At 68.0% G+C, this 21,338-nt stretch carries 21 protein-coding genes; 12 read left to right on the top strand and 9 right to left on the bottom strand.

Annotated elements, in window-relative coordinates:
* Positions 1 to 54: 54 nt before the first annotated feature.
* From VFU06_10060 to VFU06_10050, 3 genes are read right to left on the bottom strand one after another with little or no spacing between them, the layout of a single operon-like run.
* Positions 55 to 1,194, bottom strand: a complete 1,140-nt coding sequence (locus VFU06_10060; GenBank protein ID HEU5209747.1) for a glycosyltransferase — start codon at positions 1,192 to 1,194, stop codon at positions 55 to 57.
* Positions 1,191 to 2,477: a polysaccharide pyruvyl transferase family protein gene (locus VFU06_10055; GenBank protein ID HEU5209746.1), complete on the bottom strand. Its 1,287-nt coding sequence runs from the start codon at positions 2,475 to 2,477 to the stop codon at positions 1,191 to 1,193. The genes VFU06_10060 and VFU06_10055 overlap by 4 nt, the downstream gene beginning before the upstream one ends.
* Positions 2,449 to 3,267, bottom strand: coding sequence for a glycosyltransferase family 2 protein (locus tag VFU06_10050; protein ID HEU5209745.1), 819 nt, complete (start codon positions 3,265 to 3,267; stop codon positions 2,449 to 2,451). The genes VFU06_10055 and VFU06_10050 overlap by 29 nt, the downstream gene beginning before the upstream one ends.
* 138 nt (positions 3,268 to 3,405) lie before the next feature.
* Between VFU06_10050 and VFU06_10045 the strand changes: the two genes are divergently transcribed.
* The 5 genes from VFU06_10045 (at position 3,406) to VFU06_10025 (ending at position 7,994) form a co-directional block, all read left to right on the top strand.
* Positions 3,406 to 4,500: an ROK family protein gene (locus tag VFU06_10045; GenBank protein ID HEU5209744.1), complete on the top strand. Its 1,095-nt coding sequence runs from the start codon at positions 3,406 to 3,408 to the stop codon at positions 4,498 to 4,500.
* Positions 4,501 to 4,596: 96 nt separating this feature from the next.
* Positions 4,597 to 5,592, top strand: coding sequence for a PfkB family carbohydrate kinase (locus VFU06_10040; GenBank protein ID HEU5209743.1), 996 nt, complete (start codon positions 4,597 to 4,599; stop codon positions 5,590 to 5,592).
* Positions 5,589 to 6,500, top strand: a complete 912-nt coding sequence (locus VFU06_10035; protein HEU5209742.1) for an ATP-binding protein — start codon at positions 5,589 to 5,591, stop codon at positions 6,498 to 6,500. Before VFU06_10040 ends, VFU06_10035 begins: the two co-directional genes overlap by 4 nt.
* 14 nt (positions 6,501 to 6,514) lie before the next feature.
* Complete coding sequence (locus tag VFU06_10030) at positions 6,515 to 7,114, top strand: hypothetical protein (protein ID HEU5209741.1); 600 nt, start codon at positions 6,515 to 6,517, stop codon at positions 7,112 to 7,114.
* An 82-nt stretch (positions 7,115 to 7,196) separates the two neighbouring features.
* Positions 7,197 to 7,994: a hypothetical protein gene (locus VFU06_10025; GenBank protein HEU5209740.1), complete on the top strand. Its 798-nt coding sequence runs from the start codon at positions 7,197 to 7,199 to the stop codon at positions 7,992 to 7,994.
* 3 nt (positions 7,995 to 7,997) lie between these two features.
* On the opposite strand, the gene VFU06_10020 is transcribed toward VFU06_10025, so the two are convergent.
* Entirely contained in the window at positions 7,998 to 8,732 is a 735-nt protein-coding gene (locus tag VFU06_10020) for a hypothetical protein (GenBank protein HEU5209739.1), read from the bottom strand.
* Between the two features lie 170 nt (positions 8,733 to 8,902).
* On the opposite strand from VFU06_10020, the gene VFU06_10015 reads away from it, so the two are divergent.
* The 6 genes from VFU06_10015 to VFU06_09990 all read left to right on the top strand — a co-directional run bounded on the left by VFU06_10015 (position 8,903) and on the right by VFU06_09990 (position 16,448).
* On the top strand, positions 8,903 to 11,410 hold the full coding sequence (locus VFU06_10015; protein HEU5209738.1) for a sugar phosphate nucleotidyltransferase: 2,508 nt from the start codon (positions 8,903 to 8,905) through the stop codon (positions 11,408 to 11,410).
* On the top strand, positions 11,400 to 12,407 hold the full coding sequence (locus VFU06_10010; protein HEU5209737.1) for a YpdA family putative bacillithiol disulfide reductase: 1,008 nt from the start codon (positions 11,400 to 11,402) through the stop codon (positions 12,405 to 12,407). Before VFU06_10015 ends, VFU06_10010 begins: the two co-directional genes overlap by 11 nt.
* Positions 12,408 to 12,549: 142 nt before the next feature.
* Positions 12,550 to 14,115, top strand: coding sequence for an L-glutamate gamma-semialdehyde dehydrogenase (pruA, locus tag VFU06_10005; GenBank protein HEU5209736.1), 1,566 nt, complete (start codon positions 12,550 to 12,552; stop codon positions 14,113 to 14,115).
* A 60-nt stretch (positions 14,116 to 14,175) separates the two neighbouring features.
* Entirely contained in the window at positions 14,176 to 14,412 is a 237-nt protein-coding gene (locus tag VFU06_10000; protein HEU5209735.1) for a NifU family protein, read from the top strand.
* 72 nt (positions 14,413 to 14,484) lie between these two features.
* A complete protein-coding gene (locus tag VFU06_09995) occupies positions 14,485 to 15,591 on the top strand; it encodes an Mrp/NBP35 family ATP-binding protein (GenBank protein HEU5209734.1) in 1,107 nt (368 codons plus the stop codon).
* Positions 15,592 to 15,599: 8 nt separating this feature from the next.
* On the top strand, positions 15,600 to 16,448 hold the full coding sequence (locus tag VFU06_09990) for an SAM-dependent chlorinase/fluorinase (GenBank protein ID HEU5209733.1): 849 nt from the start codon (positions 15,600 to 15,602) through the stop codon (positions 16,446 to 16,448).
* 186 nt (positions 16,449 to 16,634) lie between these two features.
* Here VFU06_09990 and VFU06_09985 read toward each other — a convergent pair whose 3' ends face one another.
* Genes VFU06_09985 through VFU06_09965 form a run of 5 tightly spaced genes read right to left on the bottom strand, consistent with a single transcriptional unit; the run spans position 16,635 to position 20,305 of the window.
* Positions 16,635 to 16,862 carry a hypothetical protein gene (locus VFU06_09985; GenBank protein HEU5209732.1) on the bottom strand — a complete coding sequence of 76 codons (228 nt, stop codon included), beginning with the start codon at positions 16,860 to 16,862 and terminating at the stop codon, positions 16,635 to 16,637.
* 11 nt (positions 16,863 to 16,873) lie between these two features.
* Positions 16,874 to 17,761, bottom strand: coding sequence for a LiaF domain-containing protein (locus VFU06_09980; GenBank protein ID HEU5209731.1), 888 nt, complete (start codon positions 17,759 to 17,761; stop codon positions 16,874 to 16,876).
* Entirely contained in the window at positions 17,754 to 18,977 is a 1,224-nt protein-coding gene (locus VFU06_09975) for a hypothetical protein (protein ID HEU5209730.1), read from the bottom strand. Before VFU06_09975 ends, VFU06_09980 begins: the two co-directional genes overlap by 8 nt.
* A 7-nt stretch (positions 18,978 to 18,984) precedes the next feature.
* Positions 18,985 to 19,662 carry a zf-HC2 domain-containing protein gene (locus VFU06_09970; protein ID HEU5209729.1) on the bottom strand — a complete coding sequence of 226 codons (678 nt, stop codon included), beginning with the start codon at positions 19,660 to 19,662 and terminating at the stop codon, positions 18,985 to 18,987.
* 52 nt (positions 19,663 to 19,714) lie between these two features.
* Positions 19,715 to 20,305, bottom strand: coding sequence for a sigma-70 family RNA polymerase sigma factor (locus VFU06_09965; protein ID HEU5209728.1), 591 nt, complete (start codon positions 20,303 to 20,305; stop codon positions 19,715 to 19,717).
* 187 nt (positions 20,306 to 20,492) lie between these two features.
* Here VFU06_09965 and VFU06_09960 point away from each other — a divergent pair, with 187 nt between their 5' ends.
* Positions 20,493 to 21,233, top strand: coding sequence for a ubiquinone/menaquinone biosynthesis methyltransferase (locus VFU06_09960; protein ID HEU5209727.1), 741 nt, complete (start codon positions 20,493 to 20,495; stop codon positions 21,231 to 21,233).
* The last annotated feature ends 105 nt before the right edge of the window (positions 21,234 to 21,338 follow it).

Here is a 21,338-nt window from a genome sequence, read left to right as displayed (position 1 = left end):
TACTGCGCATGTCAATAGCCGGATCGGCCACCGCACTGCTGGTCGAAGCCGGGATCAGCAGAGGCAAACCCCGGCCTGGCCCAGCACCTCGTCATAGATCCGCTCCAGCTCCGTTGTCTGCTGGCTGATCGAGAACCGGTCGAGCGCGAGCCGACGCGCCGCTGCCGACATCGCCGTGCGCAACGGCGCCTCGGACAGCACGCGCACGATCGCGTCCGCCAGACCCGTTTCATCGCCGGGGCCGACCAGGAATCCTGTCTCGCCATCCCGCACACCATCGGCGCTGCCGCCGGATGGAAACGCGACGACCGGCAGCCCCGTCGCCAGCGCTTCCATGATCGTGACGGGCAGTCCCTCTGCGTCGCCGGTTCCTGTGACCACGCTGGGCGCGGCGAGCACCTGCGACGCCCGGAGCCATCCATGCACCTCGTCCGGTGTCTGTACGCCGACGAACCGCGCCGGGACATCGAGCGATGCGGCGAGCGACGCGTGCCGGGCACGTAGTGGCCCGTCGCCGACGATCACGAGCTCCGCTCCGGGCACGCGCTTCAGCACCGCGGGGAACGCACGCAGCAGGTGATCGAGCCCCTTCTTTTCGACCAGTCGCCCGACGAACAGCACGCGAGGCGTTGTGACAGCGTCCGCGGCCGGAACGAACCGATCGGTGTCCACGCCGATGTGGTGCACCACGATCTTCTCTTCGGGACAGCCTGCCTCGCGCAGTCGATCCGCGATGAAGTCCGAAACTGCGATTGCGCGATCGACCCGCGTGAACAGCGCGCGTCGTCGCTCTGCGTGAGCACGATTCCGGGGCGTCTTGGCGATGTCGTGGCCGTGGAAGGTCATGACGAGCGGCAGCCTGAGAGCTTCGGCGAGCCGGAGCGCCGGCTGTGCGCTCGTCGCGAAATGCGCGTGAACCAGTCGCGGGCGCGTTGCTTCGAGCGCGCGCAGCCATGATCGCGGTACCCGGCCGGCTACCTTGAGCAATGCCTTGCCGATTGCGACTCCGGGGAGCGGCTCGTGGTCACTGAGCAGAATCTGCTCGCACCCGTCGAGGTAGGCGGCGCCGGCGGGATCGCGCTGGTACCCGACGAAGACCGGATGATACCGCTTCAACGCGCGTCCCTGGGCGGCGATGAACGTCTCCGACCAGGGCAACAGCCGCTTCCGGAAGATCAGGACGGTGGGCTTCACGCAACCTCGATCAAGCGCCTGATTCGATGAGCGGGTTCGGCCGCCTGCTCGCGCAGTTGAGGCAGCAGCGCCGCAATGCGGGCACGCAGCAAGTAACGTTCGTCGACCGCCCGCTTCACGCGTGCAACCAGGGATTCGGGGCTCAGGTGGTCGATATCATCTACGAGTTCGGCCATACCCAGCGATCTGAACAGCTCCATCGTCTTGAACTCGTATGCAATCGGCACGACCGGCGTGCCGGCGCAGAGCGCGAGAATGGCGGCGTGCATCCGCGTCGCGATGACGAGGTCGAATTCGCGGTAGGCATCGCGCAGTGCGACGGGCGAGCGGAACGCGTGATCCACGTGCACGCCCGGAACGTCACGCAGCAACTCGCCGACGATCCGGTCCGCAAATTGTGAGTCGTCGGTCCAGTATGCTGGCACGCCCTGGCACGTCGACATGAAGGTCACCTGCGCGTCCTGCTCGCGGGCGAGCGCACGCACGGTCGCCGCCACCGCCTCTGTATAGCGCGCGGTGCCCTCCGCGCGCGTTCCCGAGCTGAAGTGCCCCCACTCGCGGACGGACACGGCGATCCGCAGCGGGCGATCCGTCGACAGCGTCGGTCCAGGAACACTCAGCACGAACGCTGCGTCGGGGCGCACGTGCAGCCGCGCTTCGTCGACCCCCAACTCCAGTGCGTGCTGTCGCGAGCGCTCGTCGCGCAGGAACACGGCCGCACATCCCGAAAGGACGCGCCGCATCAGGTGCCGCGTGTCCCGGCGGGTGAAGGGACCCAGCGATTGCGTATAGAGAAACGTAGGAACACCTGTGGAGATTGCTGCGAGAACCTCGAGCGCACGCCGCTCGAACGAGTAGTGTTCGACGAAGTACGTACCCCCGGTCGAGATGGCAGCGACGCTCCCGCCGACGCGCGCGAGGTGCTCTCGTCCCCTCCGATCGAGCAGGGCCCGCCCTCCGGCGGGCGCTCGCTCTAACAGAAGTTGCGCGATTCGCACCCGCCGTCGGTGCAGGCTTCGTGTAGCACCCCGCAGCGCATGCCGGGCGTTCAGCCCGCTCCCGTGCAGCCCGGTGAAGAAGTCGATGTCGGGGTAGAGCGCACTGGCAGCTGTCGGCGCGTCGTCGGCCACCTGCAGTTCGAGATCTGCTCCGAACGCCTCGAGCAGTGCCACTCTCAGCCCCGCCAGGATCGCTGCGTCGCCCGCGTTCAGTGCGACCGAGTTCAGCACCGTGACGCGCCGGCGTGCTCCCCGTTCAGCCGGCAACTGCATCGCGCGGGGCATTGATCCCGTGCTCCGTCCGCGTCCGCTTCAGCCGCGCCGTCTCGTTCCGGATGGCCCGGTTCGCCGCCTCGATCTCCGGCCTGCGGTACCCGCGCCGGTGGTACAGGTGAACCACGTGCGCGCGATGACGGACCTGCTTGCCGCGCACTCCTGCGTTTTCCAGCCGCTCGCCCAGCTCGCGGTCCAGCCCGCCCCAGCCCATGCGCTCGTCGAAGCCGTTGGCGCGGATCACGTCATCCCGCCACACGGTGGAATTGTGGCCGTTGAACGTCGGCCGCGTGGTCGTGAGGGCGTCGAGCAGCCGCCCGGTCGCAGCAGGCACGCGCAGCCGGAGCAGCGCGCGCGACGCGGGTGCCCCGTGCGCGCGCAGCCAGCGCCAGGACGTCGCATTGCCAGACAGCACGTCCTCGGCCGTGATCGCGTGGCTCACGTGCTCGGACAGCTTGGCGTACCCGCCCGACAGGAACCGCCCGCGCTGGAGCTGGGCGTCGTGCACGGCGAGGAGGTCGGGGCGCGGGATGCAATCGCCGTCCGTGAACAGCAGCGCCTGGCCGCTGGACGCCTCGATCGCACGGTTCAGGATCGTGCACTTGCGGAAGCCGCGGTCCTCGTGCCAGACGTGGTGGAGCGGCACACCGAGCTGCGACCGCGCCCGGTCGATCACGGCGCGGGTCCGTTCGTCCGAGCCGTCGTCGGCCACGAGGACCTCGAAGTCGCGGAACGTCTGGACGCGGTAGCCGAGCAGCACCAGCTCGAGCCAGGCGGGCTGGTTGTAGGTCGTGATCACCACGGAAAAACGCATCCGCACAGGATAACACGTGCACGCGGGCCGCGGCAGGCGCGTTTACTGTCCACCGGGCCCCGTTGCCGCGGGCCGGGCCGCCCCGCATTCTCAGGCGCGTGTGGCGCAAACCCGCAGGACCGGGGTATGCGTCCCGGCGAGGACAACCGCCACACCGGGAGCATGATGGCACCGAACGAGGGGAAGCAGGCTGCCGCCGCCGGCGGAGGCGCCGTGAGTGCCGGCGACGACAAGAAGTGGGTGCTCGGCGTCGATCTCGGCGGCACCAACATCTCCGTGGGTGCACTGCCGATGAACGGCGGCAATGGCGACGTCCTCGGGCTGCGCTCCGTGGCCACGGAGGCACATCGGGGCGCGAAGTACGTCGTCGACCGGATCGTTTCCCTGATCAACGAGTGCCGTAACGAGGTGGCTGCGCAGAACGGTGGCAGCCCCGACGACTTCGCCGGTATCGGCATCGGCTCGCCGGGTCCCCTCGACCGCGCGACCGGCACCGTCATCAACACGCCGAACCTCGGCTGGCGCAACTTCCCGCTGCGCGACCTGATTTCCAACGCCGTCGGCCTGCCCGCCACCCTGGACAACGATGCGAACTGCGCGACCTACGGGGAGTGGTGGCTCGGCGCGGGGCGCGACGTCGATTCCCTCGTCGGACTGACCATCGGCACCGGCATCGGTGGCGGCATCGTGCTGAACGGCGAGATCTTCCACGGCGCGAGCGACGCGGCGGGCGAGATCGGCCACATGACCATCGACTCGACCGGCCGCCGCTGCAAGTGCGGCAACTACGGCTGCCTCGAAGCCTACGCCTCGGGCCCAGCCATCGCACTGCGCGCCATCGAGGGTATCGAGGCCGGCGCGGAGTCGCTGCTCCCGACACTCGTCGACGGCAAGCTCGAAGAGATTACGGCCGCCACGGTCTACGAGGCGGTCGTTCTCGGCGACCCCTATGCAAACGAGGTGATGCGTGAGACTGCCAAGCTGCTTGGCGCCGGCATCGCCAACCTCATCAACATCCTGAACCCCGACATGATCGTGATCGCCGGCGGCGTCACCCGCGCAGGTGACCACCTCTTCGTTCCGCTGCGCGCGGAAGTACGACGTCGCGCCTTCCGCAGCGCCGAGGAGTGCTGCGAAATCGTCTCGGGCGTCCTCCCGGGCACAGCCGGCGTCATTGGCGCCGCCGCCGTGTTCAAGAAGGAAACCTACGGCCGCGTCTGACAGGCAACCTCGAGTCGTGGCATCCAGACGCCGTTGCTTCCCGCGCGCACGTCCCAGGCGTTCTCTGTGCGCTCCGTGTTCTCCGTGGTTGAATGAATGGCGATGAAGCGCATCGGGGTGCTCGGCAGCATGGTGTGGGACCGCATCTATGCCCGCGACGGCCGGAGTGTGCCGATCGAGGAATGGGGCGGCATCTCCTATGCGCTCGGCGGTGCGGCCGCCGCGGCCGGCGACGATGTCCGTATCGTCCCCATCATTCGCGTCGGAGCCGACCTCGCCGAGCCTGCTCTGCGCTTTCTGCACACGCTGCCCGGCTTCGACCTCGACACGGGCGTGCGCATCGTCGATGCGCCGAACAACCGCGTCGAGCTGCGCTACCAGGACCGGCAGCGCCGTTTCGAAAAGCTGACCGGTGGCGTGCCGCCATGGACGTGGCCCGAGCTGGAGCCCATCGTCGACACGCTCGACGCGCTCTACGTCAACCTGATCTCCGGCTTCGAGCTCGACCTGGCGACCGCGCAGCAGCTCCGGCTTTCCTTTCACGGCCCCATCTACACGGACCTGCACTCCCTCTTCCTGGGTGTGGGTCCGGACGGCATGCGTGTGCCACGACCGCTCGAGCACTGGCCCGAGTGGCTGCGCTGCTTCGACATCGTGCAGGTCAACGAGGACGAGCTGAACCTGCTCGCTCACGCGTGGCAGGGGGACCCGTGGCGCTTCGCTGCAGATGCAGTCGGCAACGAGATGCGACTGCTGCTCGTGACCCTCGGTGACCGTGGCTCCGCATACGTCGCATCACCCGCGTGGACGCCCGACCCGCTGCGCTGGTACCAGCGCGGGCTCGTCCGACCGACGATCGTGCGCACCGGCGGCGCCGTCCGGTCCGGCCGTCTCGGCATCGTCAGCGCACCCGACGAAGGCGATCCCACCGGCTGCGGCGATGTCTGGGGCGCGACGTGCGCGCTGCATCTCTTCCGTGGCGCTGAGATCGAGGATGCCATGCGTGCCGCGAACCGGGCCGCCGCGCGCAACGTCGAACATCGCGGTGCATCCGGCTTGCACCATCACCTTTCCGGCAGGATCGGCACGTGAACGTCATACCGCTCCCCGCTTCGCTCGACGAGCGCAGCTTCGAACAGGTCGCACGCGCAGCGGACAGCAGCGCTGCGAATGCAGACGAGCGTACCCTGTTCGACGCAACGCACGTCCGCTGGGTCGATCCCTACGGCATGGTCGGCCTGCTCTGCATCGGCAGCACCGCGCAACGAAATGGCGAGCGCCCGCTCCTGAAGCTGCCCGACAGTCCGGAGGTCGTCAGCTATCTCACGCGCATGCACTTCTTCCCGCATGCGGAACGCACCTTCGAGCTCTCAGGCGCGCCGCAGCGCCGCGGCGGTCATGAAGCAGGCTCCGATGTGCTGCTCGAAGTGACACCCATCAACTCGCACCAGGACGTGCACGCCGTCGTCGACCTGGTCAACGAGCGTGGCATCGCGATCCTCACGAAGCAGCTGCATTACCCCTTGCGCGAGGCGTTCCAGTTCAGCGTGATCCTCTCGGAGGTCTGCCAGAACATCATCGAGCACGCGGAAGCGCCCGGCTGGGTTGCCACGCAGACCTACACCTGGACGAAAAAGCTCGGCGGCAGGCGCGTGGTGGTGATTGCCGTGATGGACCTGGGTATCGGCTTCCGCAAGAGCCTCGCGTCCACACACGCAACGCGTTATCCTGAAGGCGGCTGGACGGATGCTGCGGCGCTGGAATCGGCGTTCATGCACGGCCAGACGCGGCACCACGATCCGGGCCGCGGCCAGGGACTGCAGCAGATCCGCAAGCTCGTCGCACGCTGGGGCGGTCGTGTTTCCGTGCGCAGCGGTACGGCTCGCATCGCGGATATCCCCGCGTGGGACGAGAACGGGCGCACGCTCGAGACCGGCCTGCCGTATCTTCCCGGCGCGCAGATCGGCATCATTCTGCCTGCGCGCGACACCGAGGCATGAGCAGTGGTAGCAGGATGACCTACGGTCCGCAGCAGTCGTTCGTCCCGGTCTCGATCGACCTGCACTCCCTCGTGCGCCGCTCGGTTGCCAGCCTGTATTCGCACCTGGTGACGCGCCCGACCGGCCGCGCACTCCGCCTCGGCATCGAGAGCCAGATCGTCGAGCTCGGCGACCGCTGCCTTTCCGTCCTGGACTTCCGACAGGTCGTCATCCTCGACTACTCCTGCGCCGATGAGGCCGTAGCCAAGCTCGTGCTTCGCTACCTGGCCGACGATCGCCCGGCCGATGCGTACTTCGTCGCCCGCGGTGTGAGCGACCACCACCTCGACCCGATCGAGGCGGTGCTCGGGCGTCACAACCTCGCGCTCGTCGCGGAGGTGGACGACGTCGGCTTCACGCTGCTGGGCGAGGTTGCACCACTGGAGCGCTACGCATGGCTCGCACTGCAGGAGACCGGTGTCGCATCCGTCCAGGATATCGCGCAGCGGCTGCGCTCGGATCCGGTGGAAACATCGGCTGCCCTTGCTTCCCTGGCGCGCCGTCGGACGGTGATTCCGAGCACCGAAAGCGCCCACTACTGCGCACTTCCCGCCCTGCTGCCGGCCTCCGCCTGACGACTGGCTCGGTTCCTGCCTTCCTCCGCGCGACACCCGTCCGACCCGGACGACGGTTCATACGAGTGGAGCAGGCAGGACCATGCACGAATCTGAAGGCAGTCCGTTCATCGGGGAGCTGAGCACTCGCATCCGCGCGGCGCACGAGGACCTCGCGCGGCGCTGGCTCGATGCAGTACGTCGACACACGCCGTCACCGCTGACCCTTGCCGCGACGGACGGCACCTCGCCGTCGCACGATCACGCGCAACAGGCCACCGGCGGGCTCGCCGACCTGTACGACGCGCTCGTCCCGCACGCTTCACCCGTAGTATGCGGTGTAGCCGACTTCATCGCCGCGCCCGCCACGGCGATCACGAGTGAGTCACCGCTCGGTGCTGCGGCGCTGCGCGTCGCGCGTTCGCTGCATGCGAGCGGTGTCGATGCCATCAGTGCGATCGACGCGTGGCGCTGCCTCGCCGACGTCCTCATCGAATTCGTGGACCTCACTGCCCGCGATCGCGACGACATCGCCGCCACCGCGATGCTCGAAGCCACGCGCCGGATTTTTCACGCGTGCGCCGTGATCACCCGGGCGACCGCCTCGGCACGCATGCACGCGATGGAGACCCGCCTCACCGAGCGCGAGACTCGACTGGCCGGCGTGCGGGGTCGGCTCACACACGACCTGAAGAACAGGGTCGGTGCCGTCATCGGGGCGGGGCAGTTGCTGCAGGAGGAGTGGATCGGTGTGGCGGAGCGCACGCGCTTCGCCGGGATGGTCGTGGAGAACGCGGACGTCGTGCGGCGGGTGATCGGCGAGCTGTCTGCGCTTGCGCGGCTCGACGACCAGGCCGACCCGCAGACCGAGCGACCGATCGACGCCGCGTCCAGCGCCTGAGACTCAGCGACTGCGCGGCCGCCGCGCCGCCCGGCCGTTGCGCAGCAGCAATGCGACGATCCGGTTGGCTGATTTCAGAGCAGCATACGCGCCCGCCTCGACGGGATCGCTTCCGAGCGGGTGCGCACCGAACATCGCGATGGGATGCCGCCCCAGTCGTGGCGATGCGGCATTGGTGCAGATCAGCCCGTACTGCCGGCCGAAGGCTTCCACCACCGACGCTGCCTCGAGCTCCAGCCTGCCGCTTTCGCCGAGTGCGAGGGTGACCGCCTGCGCAATGGCGGCCGCTCCCGCCCGCAACCGTCCCTGTTCGGTCTCGACTTCCGAGCCCCACCCGACGTGCTCGTCGCGACCGAGCTGCATCCGGGCCGCCACGGACACACGGCCGTTGCCGGCTTCCACGTCCAGCCCCCCGAGCCGGAGCCGGGGCTCGCCCGCCTGGGACGCCGCCGCTTCGACGGCGTCCGCCTGATGCAGCTGGTGGGTTGGCAGCGCCTCGACGGGGCTGCAGGCGAGCTGCGCGATGCTGATCACCCGCTGATCGACCGGCACGCCCAGCCGCTCCTCGAGCAGGTCGCGCACGTCGCGCGCAAGCTCACGGGGCGTCGGGCCGGCTGTTACCAGGATGTGAACTTCCCGTGGATGGCCGAAGATGTCCTCGCGAACGTAGGCGCCAACGACTGAAGGCAGTTCGCGGAGCGCCGCTTCGGCGGCGGCTTTCGTGCTGGTGCGCGTCATCACCGCAGACGTTGAAGGTAGGGCAGGAACGTGGAGAATGCGTGCCGGCCCCCCTGCCAGTCAAGAGAGATTTGCCCGGCGCAGCAACGCGCGGGTACCTTGCCGGGCACGACGATTGCGCTCGCTGCACGGGCGGTTTTCCGGTCCTTCCGAATCGAGTGAAGCAACACATGAAAGGCGTGATCATGGCGGGTGGCTTCGGCACCCGTCTCAAGCCGCTGACGATCAACCGCCCGAAACCCATGGTGCCGGTCGCCAACCGACCGATGATGGAGCACATCGTCGACCTGCTCAAGGCGCACGGCGTCACTGATCTCGTCTCGATCCTCTATTTTCAGCCCGACCACATCACGTCCTACTTCGGCGACGGCAGCGACTTCGGTGTGCGCATGCAGTACGTGACAGCCGAAGCGGATTACGGCACTGCGGGCGCGGTTCGCAACGCTGCACACCTGCTCGGCGACGAGCGCGTCCTGGTCATCAGCGGTGACGTGCTCACGGACTTCGACCTGACGGAGGCCGTGCAGGCGCACGAGCAGCGCGGCGCCGAGGCCACGATCCTGCTCACGTCCGTGGAGAACCCCCTCGCGTTCGGCATCGTGATCGTCGATCAGCAGACGGGTCGCATCGAGCGCTTCCTCGAAAAGCCGACCTGGGGCGAAGTCTTCAGCGACACGATCAACACCGGCATCTATCTGCTCGAGCCCGAGGCGCTGCGGCGCATCCCGGAGAAGACGAACTTCGACTTTTCCAAGGATCTGTACCCGCAGATGCTGCGCGACCGCGCCGCGCTCTACGGCCACGTCGCCGAAGGCTACTGGCGCGACATCGGCAACATCGAGGAGTACCGCCGCGCGCATGACGACATCCTGCGCGGCCGCGTGAAGCTCAGGCTGCGCGGTGAACGTCGTGCGACTGGACGCTGCACCATCTGGGGTGAGCGCGGTGCGATGATCGGTCGCGAGGTCCGCTGCCGCGGCACCGTACTGCTCGGCGCCAACGTGGAGATTGGCGCGGGCGCAGCCCTGGAGAACGTGATCGTCGGCCCGGGAACGAAGATCGGTCCCGGCGCCGATGTGCGCGGCACCGTCCTCTGGGAGAACTGCCGCGTCGGACCTTCGGCGCGCATCTCGGAGGCCGTCTGCGGCACCGGTGTCCGCATCGGCACGGGTGCCTCGATCCGCGAGCGCACGATCGTCTCCGACAATGCCGAGGTCGGTGCGCGCGCCGTCGTTGGGCCCAACGTCAAGGTCTGGCCCGACAAGGTGGTCGAGGAGCGCGCCGCACTCACGCACTCGCTCATCTGGGGCGAGGCATGGGAGCGCAGCCTCTTCACCGGCGCGCGCGTCAGCGGCGTGCCCAACTTCGAGCTCACACCGGAAATCGCCGCGCGGCTCGCGGGCGCCTACGGCGCCACACTCGATCGTGGTGCCTTCGTTGCGACGTCCCGCGACAGCGACCGCGCCTCCCGCATGATCAACCGCGCACTCATGACCGGCTTCATGTCGGTCGGCTGCGCGGTCGAGGACCTGCAGGTCATGCCGATCCCCGTCGTGCGCCACGCGGTGCATCACGGCAACGAGGCAGGCGGGATCCACGTGCGTCGCTCCCCCTTCGATCCCAAGGTCGTCGATATCCTGTTCTTCGATGCGGACGGCCGCGACCTGCCACCCGGCAAGACGCAATCGATCGAGCGGCTGTTCGCGCGCGAGGACTTCCCGCGCGCAGGACCGGACGGCACCGGCGATCTGAACTTCCCGACGCGGGTCGTCGATCGCTACCAGCAGGATTTCCTGAGCCATGTCGCGCGCGAGCGCATTGCGGAACGCCGCTTCAACCTCGTGCTCGACTACGCGTACGGCACGACCGTCAACGTTCTGCCCGGCATCCTCGGCGCGCTCGGCGCGGACAGTGTCAGTCTCGATGCGTACGCCGCCCCCGGCCGCCTCTCGCGCAGCGACGAGGAGTTCGTTGCCGGGCTGCAGCGCCTGGGCGGCATCGTCCGCTCGATCGGTGCGGACGTCGGACTCTGGATCGATCCCGGCGGCGAGGTGATCCACCTGGTCGATGACATGGGGCGGCCGCTCACGCCCGACATTGCGCAGCTCGCTGTGGTCGAGCTCGCGCTCCGTCACCTCGGCGTGCGCAAGGTCGCACTCCCGGTCACCACCGCCGCGGCCGTCGCCGACCGCGTGCGCGAGCAGAATGGTGAGGTGGTCTGGACCAAGACCGAGCACCACGCGATGATGGCGTCGGCAACCGGCGTCGACATGGTCGCGGGCGCGCGCGGCGAGTTCATCTACTCGCATTTTCTGCCCGCCTACGACGGCATGTTCGCCGCCGTGCAGCTGCTGGAAGCACTCGCGCTCGATGGCAGGAAGTTGAGCGAGATCGCGGGCGAGTACCGGCCGATCCACAAGCGCCAGGAACGCGTCGCCTGCCCGTGGGGTCGCAAGGGCGCGGTCATGCGCCGCCTCATGGAATCGACGGAGAACGAGGAGCGGCAGCTCGTCGACGGCGTCAAGATCTGGCGCGACGAGCAGACCTGGGCGCTGGTGATACCGCACTCCGACAAACCGTATTTCGTCGTGACTGCGGAAGCACCCGACGAGGAGGGAGCCTCGGCGCTCGTCGACGAGTACACGCGCAACGTGGAACGCTGGCGCGATGACATCTGAGCAGGAACCGCGCGAGCCGTGGGACATCATTGTCATCGGTGCGGGGCCGTGCGGCATCGGGGTCGGTGCGGCGGCAGCCGAACACGGCGTCCGCTGCCTGCTCATCGACAAGGGGTGCGTCGCCTCGTCCATCGCGCGCTACCCGACGTTCATGACCTTCTTCAGCACCGCCGATCGACTCGAGATCGGAGGTGTGCCGTTCCTGCCGACCGGTGACAAGCCGACCCGGCGCGAGGCGCTGCGCTACTACCAGCGGCTCGTGCCGCACTTCGGCATCAACGTCCGCCAGTACGAGGAAGTGATCGCCGTCGAGCAACGCTCTGCCGGCTTCATCGTGCGCTCGCGCGCGCTGAGCGGGGAGGAGCACCTCCGCGCCGCATCCAGCATCGTCGTTGCCACAGGCTATTTCGATCACCCCAACCTGCTCGGCGTGCCAGGGGAGCAGCTCCCGAAGGTGCGCCACGACTACCGCGAAGGACACGATTTCTTTCAGCAGGACGTGGTCGTCGTGGGGGGCGGGAACTCGGCTGTCGATGCTGCGCTCGAGCTGCATCGCTGGGGTGCGCACGTGACCATCGTGCATTTCCTGCCGCAGCTGGACGCCAACATCAAGCCATGGGTGCGACCCGATATCGAGGGGCGCCTCCGCTCCGGCGCCATCGACGCACGCTGGTCCAGCCGCATCATGGAGATCCGCCCCGAGAGCGTGGTCATCCGCAGCAAGGACGGGGCGACTGAGGAGCTGAGCAACGATTTCGTCCTCGCAATGACCGGGTACACCCCCGACCCGTCGCTTCTCCGCAGCCTCGGCGTCCGCATCGATCCGCTCACCGGCATCCCCGGTCATGATCCCGACACGATGGAGACCGACGTCCCGGGTGTGTTCGTGGCTGGCGTGATCGTCGCCGGCAACGACGCGAACAAGGTCTTCATCGAGAACGGCCGCGACCACGGCTCGCGGATCGTGCGGCGTGTCGCGGAGCGCCGGACCGACTGACCCCGCGCCCTTAACTCGGCATCCAGCAATGGTTTGTGTCGATTTGACACATGGGCTATCTTCCGGCGTGCCGGAGGAACGCCGGCGTGAACCCGCAGCAGACCGACAGCCGGGCGGCGCGCTGCCGCCATGGGAGAGACAAATGGTATCCGAGTTCAGGAACGAGCCGCTCACCGACTTCACGAAGCCGGAAAACCGGAAGGCGATGGAGCAGGCGCTGGAGCAGGTGCGTGGCCAGCTCGGTCGCACCTGGCCGATGATCATCGACGGCAAGGAAATCACTGACGGGCCGCTGGACGAGGTGCGCAGCCCGTTCGATCGCTCGATCGTGGTCGGCTGCACGGTGCGCGGCACCGACGAGCACGCGCGCCAGGCGATCGAGGCCGCGGACCGCGCGTTCCAGGCGTGGCAGCACACGGACCCGCGCGAGCGCGCCGAGGGTCTGTTCCGGACGGCCGCGAAGATCCGCGAGCGCAAGTTCGAGCTGGCCGCGTGGATGATCTACGAGGTCAGCAAGAACTGGGTCGAGGCGGACGCGGACGTAGCCGAGCTCATCGACTTCGCCGAGTACTATGGCCGCGAGATGCTGCGACTCGCCGACGGCGCGCCGGTGACCCAGGTGTCCGGCGAGCACAACCAGATGCGCTACATCCCGCTGGGCGTCGGCGCGATCATCCCGCCCTGGAACTTCCCCGGCGCGATCATGGGCGGAATGACCATGGCCGCCGTGGTCACCGGCAACACTGCTGTGCTCAAGCCAGCGCACACCTCGCCGATCATTGCGGCGATCTTCGCGCGCCTCTTCATCGAGGAGGCCGGCCTGCCGCCGGGTGTCGTCAACTACATCACCGGCCCGGGCGGACTGCTGGGTGACACGATGGTCGATCACCCGCGCACGCGCTTCGTTGCATTCACGGGCTCCAAGGAGATCGGCATGCGCATCTTCGAGCGTGCCGCGAAGGTACATCCCGGCCAGGTCTGGCTGAAGCGCACGATCCTCGAGATGGGCGGCAAGGATGCCATCGTCGTCGACGAGACGGCGGACCTCGATGCAGCCGCCGACGGCATCGTCGCGGCCGCGTTCGGGTTCCAGGGGCAGAAGTGCTCCGCATGCTCGCGCGCGATCATCGTCGACAAGGTCTACGACGAGGTCCTCGACAAGGTGGCCGAGCGGACGAAGACGCTGAAGATCGGTGACCCGCGCGAGCCGGATACGAACATGGGCGCCGTGATCGAGCGCAAGGCATTCGACAAGATCCGCAGCTACATCGAGCTCGGCGAGAAGGAAGGCCGCATGGTGCTGCGGGGCGAGTCCGGCGACGGTGAGGACGGCTTCCACATCGGGCCGACGATCGTCGCGGACGTGAAGCCGGATGCACGCGTGGCGCAGGAGGAGATCTTCGGGCCGGTGCTCGCGTTCATCCGCGCCAGGGACTACGACGACGCGCTGGACATCGCCAACGGCACCGAGTTCGGCCTCACGGGCGCCGTGTACACGCTGGATCCCGAGCGGCTGGAGCGCGCGCGCAACGAGTTCCACGTGGGCAACCTGTACCTCAACCGGAAATGCACGGGCGCGCTGGTCGGCGTCCAGCCGTTCGGCGGTTTCAACATGTCCGGCACGGATTCCAAGGCGGGCGGCCCCGATTACCTGATCCTGTTCATGCAGGGCAAGTCGATCGCGGACCGCACACCGGGCGCGGTCTGAACCCGTCCGATTGACCGGGGTAGCAGGCGCCGGATAGATTCGGCTCACGGAGGGCTGTAGATGAGCACGACCGCACGCGACAAGATCGAGGATGTCCTGGATTCGCTCCGCCCCGCGCTCCGTTCCGACGGGGGCGACGTCGAGTTCATCGACTACGATGAAGACGACGGCATCGTTCAGCTGCGGCTGGTTGGTGCCTGCGGCTCGTGCCCGATCTCGACCCTGACGCTGAAGCAGGGCATCGAGCGGCGGATCATGCTCGCCGTGCCGGAAGTGACCGGCATCGTCGCCCTCTGATTCCAATGTGACGTACGGCTGCGTTACGGCCGGCGCCCCGGGGGTGCCGGCCGTTTTTACTGGGGGATTGTGATGGCAATCGATCGTGACGCACTGCTCGCGGCGGTGCGCGACGCACTGAGCGGCGTGGAGAACCCGAGGACCGGGCAGGACGTGGTCAGCGGGGGCCACATCACCGCGCTCGAGGCGGACCCGGACGGCAAGGTCCGCATTCAGTTCCTGCTCCAGCCCGAGGATCCCGGCACACTCGTGCGCGACGTGCGCGCGACGGCCGAGGCAGTCGGCGGGGTCAGCAAGGTCAAGATCGACGTAAAACTGCCGAACGCGCCGCAGCCGCAGCAGCGCCAGCGGCAGCCGCACTCGGTTCCCGCGCCGCAGCCGGACCCGCAGCTGGTCCGCAACATCGAGCACGTGATTGCGGTCAGCTCCGGCAAGGGCGGTGTCGGCAAGTCGACCGTGGCGGTCAACCTCGCCGCTGCACTGGCACAGAAGGGGCTGCGCGTCGGCCTGCTCGACGCGGACGTCTACGGACCCGACGTCCCGCTGATGTTCGGCGAGGAGGGACGGCCGAAGGTGACCGGCGCCAAGGGCGAGGAGAAGATCGTCCCGCTCGAGCGTCACGGCGTCAAGCTCATGAGCCTGGGCTTCCTGCTCGAGCCGGAGCAGCCCGCGATCATGCGTGGGCCGCTCATCTCGGGCATCCTCAAGCAGTTCATCGAGCAGGTCGAGTGGGGCGAGCTCGACTACCTCGTGGTCGACATGCCACCCGGCACAGGTGACGCGCAGCTTTCCCTGGTGCAGACGGTCAACGTGCAGGGTGCCGTGCTCGTCACCACGCCGCAGGACGTTTCCACCGGCGACGTGCGACGTGCCGTGCGCATGTTCGAGCGCGTGCGCACCCCGTTGCTCGGCATCGTCGAAAACATGGCCGGCATGCACTGCCCCCACTGCGGCGAGCATATCGATGTCTTCGGTCACGGCGGAGGCGCCGTCCTCGCCAGAGACATGCACCTCGCGCTGCTCGGCTCCGTGCCGCTCGATCCGGAAGTCCGCATCGCAGGCGATGAAGGGAAGCCGACGGCGATCTCCGCCCCGGACTCCGACGCCGGCCGCGCGTTCACCGCGATCGCGGAACAGGTCATCCACGCGCTCGAAGGCGCCGTCACAGCACAGGGCTGAACGGCGCCATGCCCGCGGACGAGCAGCCGCACCCATCCGCGCCGGAGCCGGCCGACGCACCGGCGCGGATCGTCCTGCTCACCGACTTCGGCACGCGTGATGGCTACCCCGCGGCAATGCGGGGCATCGTCGCCGGCATCTCACCGCGTGCCAGTGTCGAGGACGCCACGCACGACATCGCGCCAGGCGACGTCCACGCCGCAGCCTACGTGCTTGCGCGCTACGCGCTCTATCAGCCTCGCGGCACCATCCACCTCGTCGTCGTCGATCCGGGTGTCGGGAGCTCACGTCGAGCCCTCGCCGCCCGGATCGACGAGCAGCACTACGTCGCGCCCGACAACGGCGTGCTCACGCGCGTGCTGCAGCGCGCAGCATCCGCACGCGTCGTCGAGCTGGATGCGGCCGCATACCGGCGCACGGAAGTGTCCACCACGTTCCACGGCCGCGACATCTTCGCTCCCGCAGCCGCGTGGCTCGCCCGCGGCGTCCGGCTCGAGGAGCTTGGTCCGTCGATTCAGGACCCCATCCTGCTGGAGCTGCCCGCACCGCGCCGCGACGGAACAGGCATCGAAGGTGTCGTGGAGTACATCGATCGCTTCGGCAACCTGATCACCAGCATTCCTGCCGACTGGGTCGACAGCACGGCGCGCGTGTCGATCGCAGGCCGCGAGATCGGCGCACTTCGCTCGACCTACTCCGACGTCGTGCCCGGCAGTCTCCTCGCCCTTACCGGGTCCGATGGCATGCTCGAGATCGCCGTCCGCAATGGCAGCGCCGCTGCGCTCCTCGGCGTTGAGAGAACCGCTGTCGTTACCGTCCACGTCGCGGGAACTGCAGTCAACCACAGAGAGCACTGAGCACACAGAGTCAAACAGAAAAAGGCCGTGTCCACCTTCCGCGGACACGGCCCTTTCATTTCTACGTCAACACAAACAACGAAAGCGTGACAAGGTGGATCTGGAGACGCCCTCGTCGTCTCGTGCCGTTCTCAGTGTCCTCTGTGCTCTCGGTGGTAGAAAAACCACAACTCTGGCAGAAACGAATCAGCTCTCGAGCCAGCGACGATCCTCGGCCGACAGCCGCTTCTGCTTGGGTGTGAGGAAGCGCATCACGATGTAGCCGATCAGCACGACGGGCGCGACCTTGAACAGCAGGAAGCCCGCAAGACCGAATGCGATACCCAGCACCGCGCCGATCAGCGCCAGCACGACGCCTACCGCGACGAGCGCGACGAGTCCGACGACCAACAGTGTGAGCAGTGAGGTGAGCATCCGATCCTCCTTTATCGTGCCTGGTCGTTGTCTACCCAGACGATGTCGATTGCATTGAACGCGGCATCGATGTCGAATTGAAGTCGACGTTCAGCATTTTCATAATCAGCGCTGTAGTACACGTTGTCGCGCTGTGTGAGCCCCTCGCCCTCGACGGACGCGAGCAGCCCGTCCTTCTCGATGCGCACGCCGACGCCCCGGGGCAGTCGCAGTGTGAGATGCCCGAGCCCCATCTCGACCGTGACGCTCATGTCGTTGGAGAGCGCGCCCGTGAAGTCGAGATCGATGTCGCCGACGCCGCCCTCCACCGAGAGCTGGCGAGCGTTGGCATTGCCGAGGCCCTTCACGGTGAACTGCGCGGCACCGACCTGCAGCACCAGGCTGTTCGCGGTGATCGGGTTCGGCTGCGAGAACGCGAGCGCCGTGCGGCTCGCACCGGTCGAGATCTCGAGCTGCTCGATCCGCAGCCCGCCCAGCTCGATGTCGGCCTCCGCCGCGCCGAACGCGAGCTCCAGGTCGAGGTCGACGTCCGGGCTGAGCTGCAGGTTCAGGGACCCGGCCTCCAGCTTGCGCCCGCGGATCTGTGCATCCTCCACACCGATCTGCAATCTGCCGTCGTTGTAGCCGGTCACCGGTTCGAACGCGGACGCGTCGTAGCGCATGCGCGCCTGGTACAGCTGCTCGGCGGAGCCCGGCGCGACCGTCAGCTTGCCGGCGCCGTACTCCAGCTCGACGGCGAGGCGCTGCTCGCCTGCGGCCCGGCGGCTGAGTGACAGCGTCTGCCAGTCCTGCTGCACGGCGTCGTCACCATCGGACGCGACGGCCGCGGGCGGGCCGTCGCACCCGGCGATGAGCGCGACCATGCACGCGAGCAGAAACGGGCGGCTGCGCTCAGACATGGGTCTCCTCCATCGACGGCTCGGACGCGAACGGATCCGAAGAGACCGGCCGCGAGCCCGCACGCGAGATCAGCACGGCGCCGAGACCGATCGTCGAAACCGCCCACGTGAGCACGACGCCCAGGAACATCAGGATCCCCTGCAGGAATCCGAGCAGCGGGCCCGTCAGCTCGAGAATGTGTGCGCCCAGGAACAGCGCGAGCAGCAGACCCAGGCCAGCCAGCAGGAAGTAGTACGAGTTGCCCTTGCGGTACCACTCCTCACCCGAGAAGCGGCGCTCGGCGAACGCCTCACCCGCGGCGTGCGCAACACCGAGGTACCCGAGCAGCACCGCGAGCACCACCGCGAGCGGGAAGAGCGGCACGAACACCAGCAGCGCCGGAATACCGATGATCGAGATCACGAGTGCAATGATCCCGAGCACGAATGCCGGGACCACGAGGAACGACGCGGCCAGGCCGACCAGGCCGGATCGCACCGTCGCGTGACGGGCCGTGTCGCCCACGCCCTCGATGAAGCGCCGGCCGCCCAGTACGATGGTGGCGAAGCCGATGCCGAAGAGCACCGCGTACGTCACCAGCACGGACAGGATCCCGGCGATGCCGCGTCCGATGTGTCCGAAGAAGCGGGAGAACGCGTTGTCGTTGCGGGTCTGCGCGCGTGCGGCCTGGCTTTCCAGCTCACTGATATGCGACTGCAGCACCGTGATCCGCTCGACGAGCCGGGACACGCTGTCGTCGGAGAAACCCGGCGCTCCCGGCGCGGCCGGTGCGAGCGGCGGCGTGGGCCCTGCGCCGGCGACATCCGCAGGAGCCGCTTCGACTCCGGCGAATGCTTCCTCCAGCGACCGGTCCAGCGCAGTACCGGCAGTGCCGTCACCGGCGGGAGCCTCCCAGCCGGCCAGCAGCGCCGGCAGCCCCGCCGCAGGCGTCTCCATAGCCTGGTTCAGAAGCTCGCGCCACGCCGCGTCCAGCGCGCTCCCGCGCGCGGCCGCACCGATCGTGTTTCCATCGATGAGTGCCTGCCCGTCCCGCAGGGCCCACGTCAGCTCCCGCCCGTCGCTCAGCTCGACGCGCAGCACAGCGTCATTGCTCGAGAGCGAAACCTCGCTGGCGATGAGATGCGTGCCGTCGGCCTGTGCCGGCTGCTGCCCCGCCGCCGGCGTCGCGACCACGGCCGCGACGGCGAGCACGAGACCACCGATACTGCGCCGCATCCGGCGGTCAGAACGAATACGTGACATAGTGTGATTCCCGCGTAGGTGTGCGGAACAGGTTCCGGTACAGGACATAGATCGAGACCATCGTGGTCACGCCCGCCAGTGCGATGAGCGCCCCGACGCCGCGCATTCCGGTCGTGGCGAGGAACTCGCCCGTGTTGGCGACCAGCCAGGCCATGACATCGGTCTGCATCAGCGACTGTACGAACGCCGCGCCGAGCCGCTGTGCACCCTGGTCCACCGTGTCGCGCGCGGCGATCCAGAGCGCCTGGCCGCTGACGTAGTCACGCGAGAGCAGCCATGCGACCACGGCGCTGCCGAGGATTGCAGGCAGGCCGAGCATCGCCGTGGCGAACGCCCAGCCCCGCGTGGTCTGCGGCATCCAGCGGCCCACGCCGTGAGCGGCCGCCCGGATCTGCGCCAGAGCGTGCGCCCGCCACATCCGTGCACGGCTCTCCACCTGGACGCGCGCCATGACCCGATCGGCGAAGCCGACCGACGGCGCGAGCTGCGGCAGCCCCTCGAGGGCGGCAAACAGCGCCCGCCATTCCTCGACGGCACCCTGGCAGTCGGCGCAGCCGAGCACGTGCGACTCGACGACAGCGCGGTCGGCAACGTCCAGCGCGCCTTCCGCGTACGCCTCGAGCTGTTCCGCTTCGGGGTGCAGGCTCTGGTGACTCATTCCTCGGTTCCCCTGGTTCTGGCATCCATACGTCCGGCCCTCCGCCCGGGTTTCAGATCCGGAGGTGCTCCAGCTCCTTCATCAACTCCTTGCGGGCCCGGTGGATAAAGGTCTTCACCGTGCCCAGCGGAACATCCATGATCCGCGCGATCTCCTCGTACGGGTGCCCCTCTACGTGGCAGAGCACGATCGCCGTGCGGTACTCGGGTCGGAGCAGCCCGATCGCACGCTCGATCTCGGCGCCCAGCTCCTTGCTCGCGGCGTACGACTCGGGACTCTCGTCATCCGAAGCGGGCGTGAGCGTGGTGGCCTCGATCTCGGCCGCCGTGCGTGCATGTGGTGAGCCGTCCAGCGAAAGCGTGACGGGGCTCTTCCGGCGCAGGTGATCGAGGGCCGTGTTGTGAGCGATCTTGAAGATCCAGGAGCTGAACTTGTACGTCGGGTCGTAGCGCTCCAGGTGATTCAACACCTTGATGAAGGTGTCCTGGGCCAGGTCTTCGGCCCGTTCCCGATCGCGGACGAGACGGTAAATGAGGGAAAACACCGGCCGTTGGTAACGGCCGATCAGCTCGCGATACGCGGCCTCACGCCCCTCCAGAGCGTGGGCGATCACTTCCTGATCGGTCAGCTCGGTATAGTTCAACGGCCGATCGAGGCACACGCCTGTTCAGCATGCGGCCTCGTTGCTGGTGTTTATGTGCGCGAATGACTCGGAGCGCCCTACGTTCAGGCGCCGCAGCGGGTTTCACGCGCAGCGGGTTGATCGAGGTGCCGGCCTCGGCTAGGTTCCGCGCACCAACCGAATCTAAGAGCGGGGAGCAGCGGGCGCGATGGCGAGTCGACTGGATGATGGTGCGGGCGTTCTGCCTGCGCCCGCCGAGAAAGCCGCTGCAGTGCGCCGCATGTTCGGTGCGATCGCACCGCGTTACGACCTGCTCAATCACCTTCTCAGCCTGAACCGGGACAAGCGCTGGCGCCGCCGCGCAGTGGACGTCCTGCTGCGGGGTGCACCCCTCGACGGAACGTACCTGGATGCGTGTGCCGGAACGCTGGATCTCGCGCAGGAGCTCGCGCGACGCCCTGCGTTCGCGGGACGCGTCCTGGCCGCTGATTTCACGCCGGAGATGCTGGAGCGCGGGCGGAGCAAGGCGCAGGGAGTGCCGATGTATCCGGCCGCGGGCGATACCCTGGCACTGCCGCTGCGCGATGCTTCCATGGACGGAGCAACGGTCGGGTTCGGCGTTCGCAACCTGGCGGACCTCGATGCGGGGTTGCGCGAGCTCGTCCGCGTGCTGCGCCCGGGTGGGAAGCTCGTGATCCTGGAGTTCACGACGCCGGCGTGGCAGCCATTCCGCGGCATCTACCTGTTCTATTTCCGCCATGTCCTGCCGCAGGTGGGCCGCATGGTCTCGAGCCACGGCACTGCCTACAGCTATCTGCCCGCCAGTGTGCTGCAGTTTCCGGAGCCGCCGGAGCTTGCCGGGCGAATGCGCGCGGCCGGGCTTCGCGATGTGACGTGGGAGACGCGCACGGGCGGGATCGTCGCGATCCATTCGGGCGTTCGCGCGTAGATCACACCTCGTCAGATCTGGCGCAGGCGTGCCGTCGCGTCATTCCGTTTCGAGCAGAGCGACCGGCAGGACAGCCAGTGCATCGGCGAGGCGGATACGGTCGCC

This window comes from Longimicrobiales bacterium (genome assembly GCA_035764935.1).
Taxonomy (GTDB): Bacteria; Gemmatimonadota; Gemmatimonadetes; order Longimicrobiales; family RSA9; genus DASTYK01.
This window is presented reverse-complemented; position numbering and strand designations above follow the sequence as displayed.

Coding starts and splice junctions, on each gene's coding strand:
- VFU06_09980 (HEU5209731.1), bottom strand. CDS start 17,761: ATGTCTGAGCGCAGCCGCCCGTTTCTGCTCGCGTGCATGGTCGCGCTC.
- VFU06_10000 (HEU5209735.1), top strand. CDS start 14,176: ATGAGCACGACCGCACGCGACAAGATCGAGGATGTCCTGGATTCGCTC.
- pruA (HEU5209736.1), top strand. CDS start 12,550: ATGGTATCCGAGTTCAGGAACGAGCCGCTCACCGACTTCACGAAGCCG.
- VFU06_09975 (HEU5209730.1), bottom strand. CDS start 18,977: ATGCGGCGCAGTATCGGTGGTCTCGTGCTCGCCGTCGCGGCCGTGGTC.
- VFU06_10055 (HEU5209746.1), bottom strand. CDS start 2,477: ATGCCCCGCGCGATGCAGTTGCCGGCTGAACGGGGAGCACGCCGGCGC.
- VFU06_10040 (HEU5209743.1), top strand. CDS start 4,597: ATGGCGATGAAGCGCATCGGGGTGCTCGGCAGCATGGTGTGGGACCGC.
- VFU06_09960 (HEU5209727.1), top strand. CDS start 20,493: ATGGCGAGTCGACTGGATGATGGTGCGGGCGTTCTGCCTGCGCCCGCC.
- VFU06_10010 (HEU5209737.1), top strand. CDS start 11,400: ATGACATCTGAGCAGGAACCGCGCGAGCCGTGGGACATCATTGTCATC.
- VFU06_09995 (HEU5209734.1), top strand. CDS start 14,485: ATGGCAATCGATCGTGACGCACTGCTCGCGGCGGTGCGCGACGCACTG.
- VFU06_10025 (HEU5209740.1), top strand. CDS start 7,197: ATGCACGAATCTGAAGGCAGTCCGTTCATCGGGGAGCTGAGCACTCGC.
- VFU06_10045 (HEU5209744.1), top strand. CDS start 3,406: ATGCGTCCCGGCGAGGACAACCGCCACACCGGGAGCATGATGGCACCG.
- VFU06_09970 (HEU5209729.1), bottom strand. CDS start 19,662: ATGAGTCACCAGAGCCTGCACCCCGAAGCGGAACAGCTCGAGGCGTAC.
- VFU06_10015 (HEU5209738.1), top strand. CDS start 8,903: ATGAAAGGCGTGATCATGGCGGGTGGCTTCGGCACCCGTCTCAAGCCG.
- VFU06_10020 (HEU5209739.1), bottom strand. CDS start 8,732: ATGACGCGCACCAGCACGAAAGCCGCCGCCGAAGCGGCGCTCCGCGAA.
- VFU06_10030 (HEU5209741.1), top strand. CDS start 6,515: ATGACCTACGGTCCGCAGCAGTCGTTCGTCCCGGTCTCGATCGACCTG.
- VFU06_09990 (HEU5209733.1), top strand. CDS start 15,600: ATGCCCGCGGACGAGCAGCCGCACCCATCCGCGCCGGAGCCGGCCGAC.
- VFU06_09985 (HEU5209732.1), bottom strand. CDS start 16,862: ATGCTCACCTCACTGCTCACACTGTTGGTCGTCGGACTCGTCGCGCTC.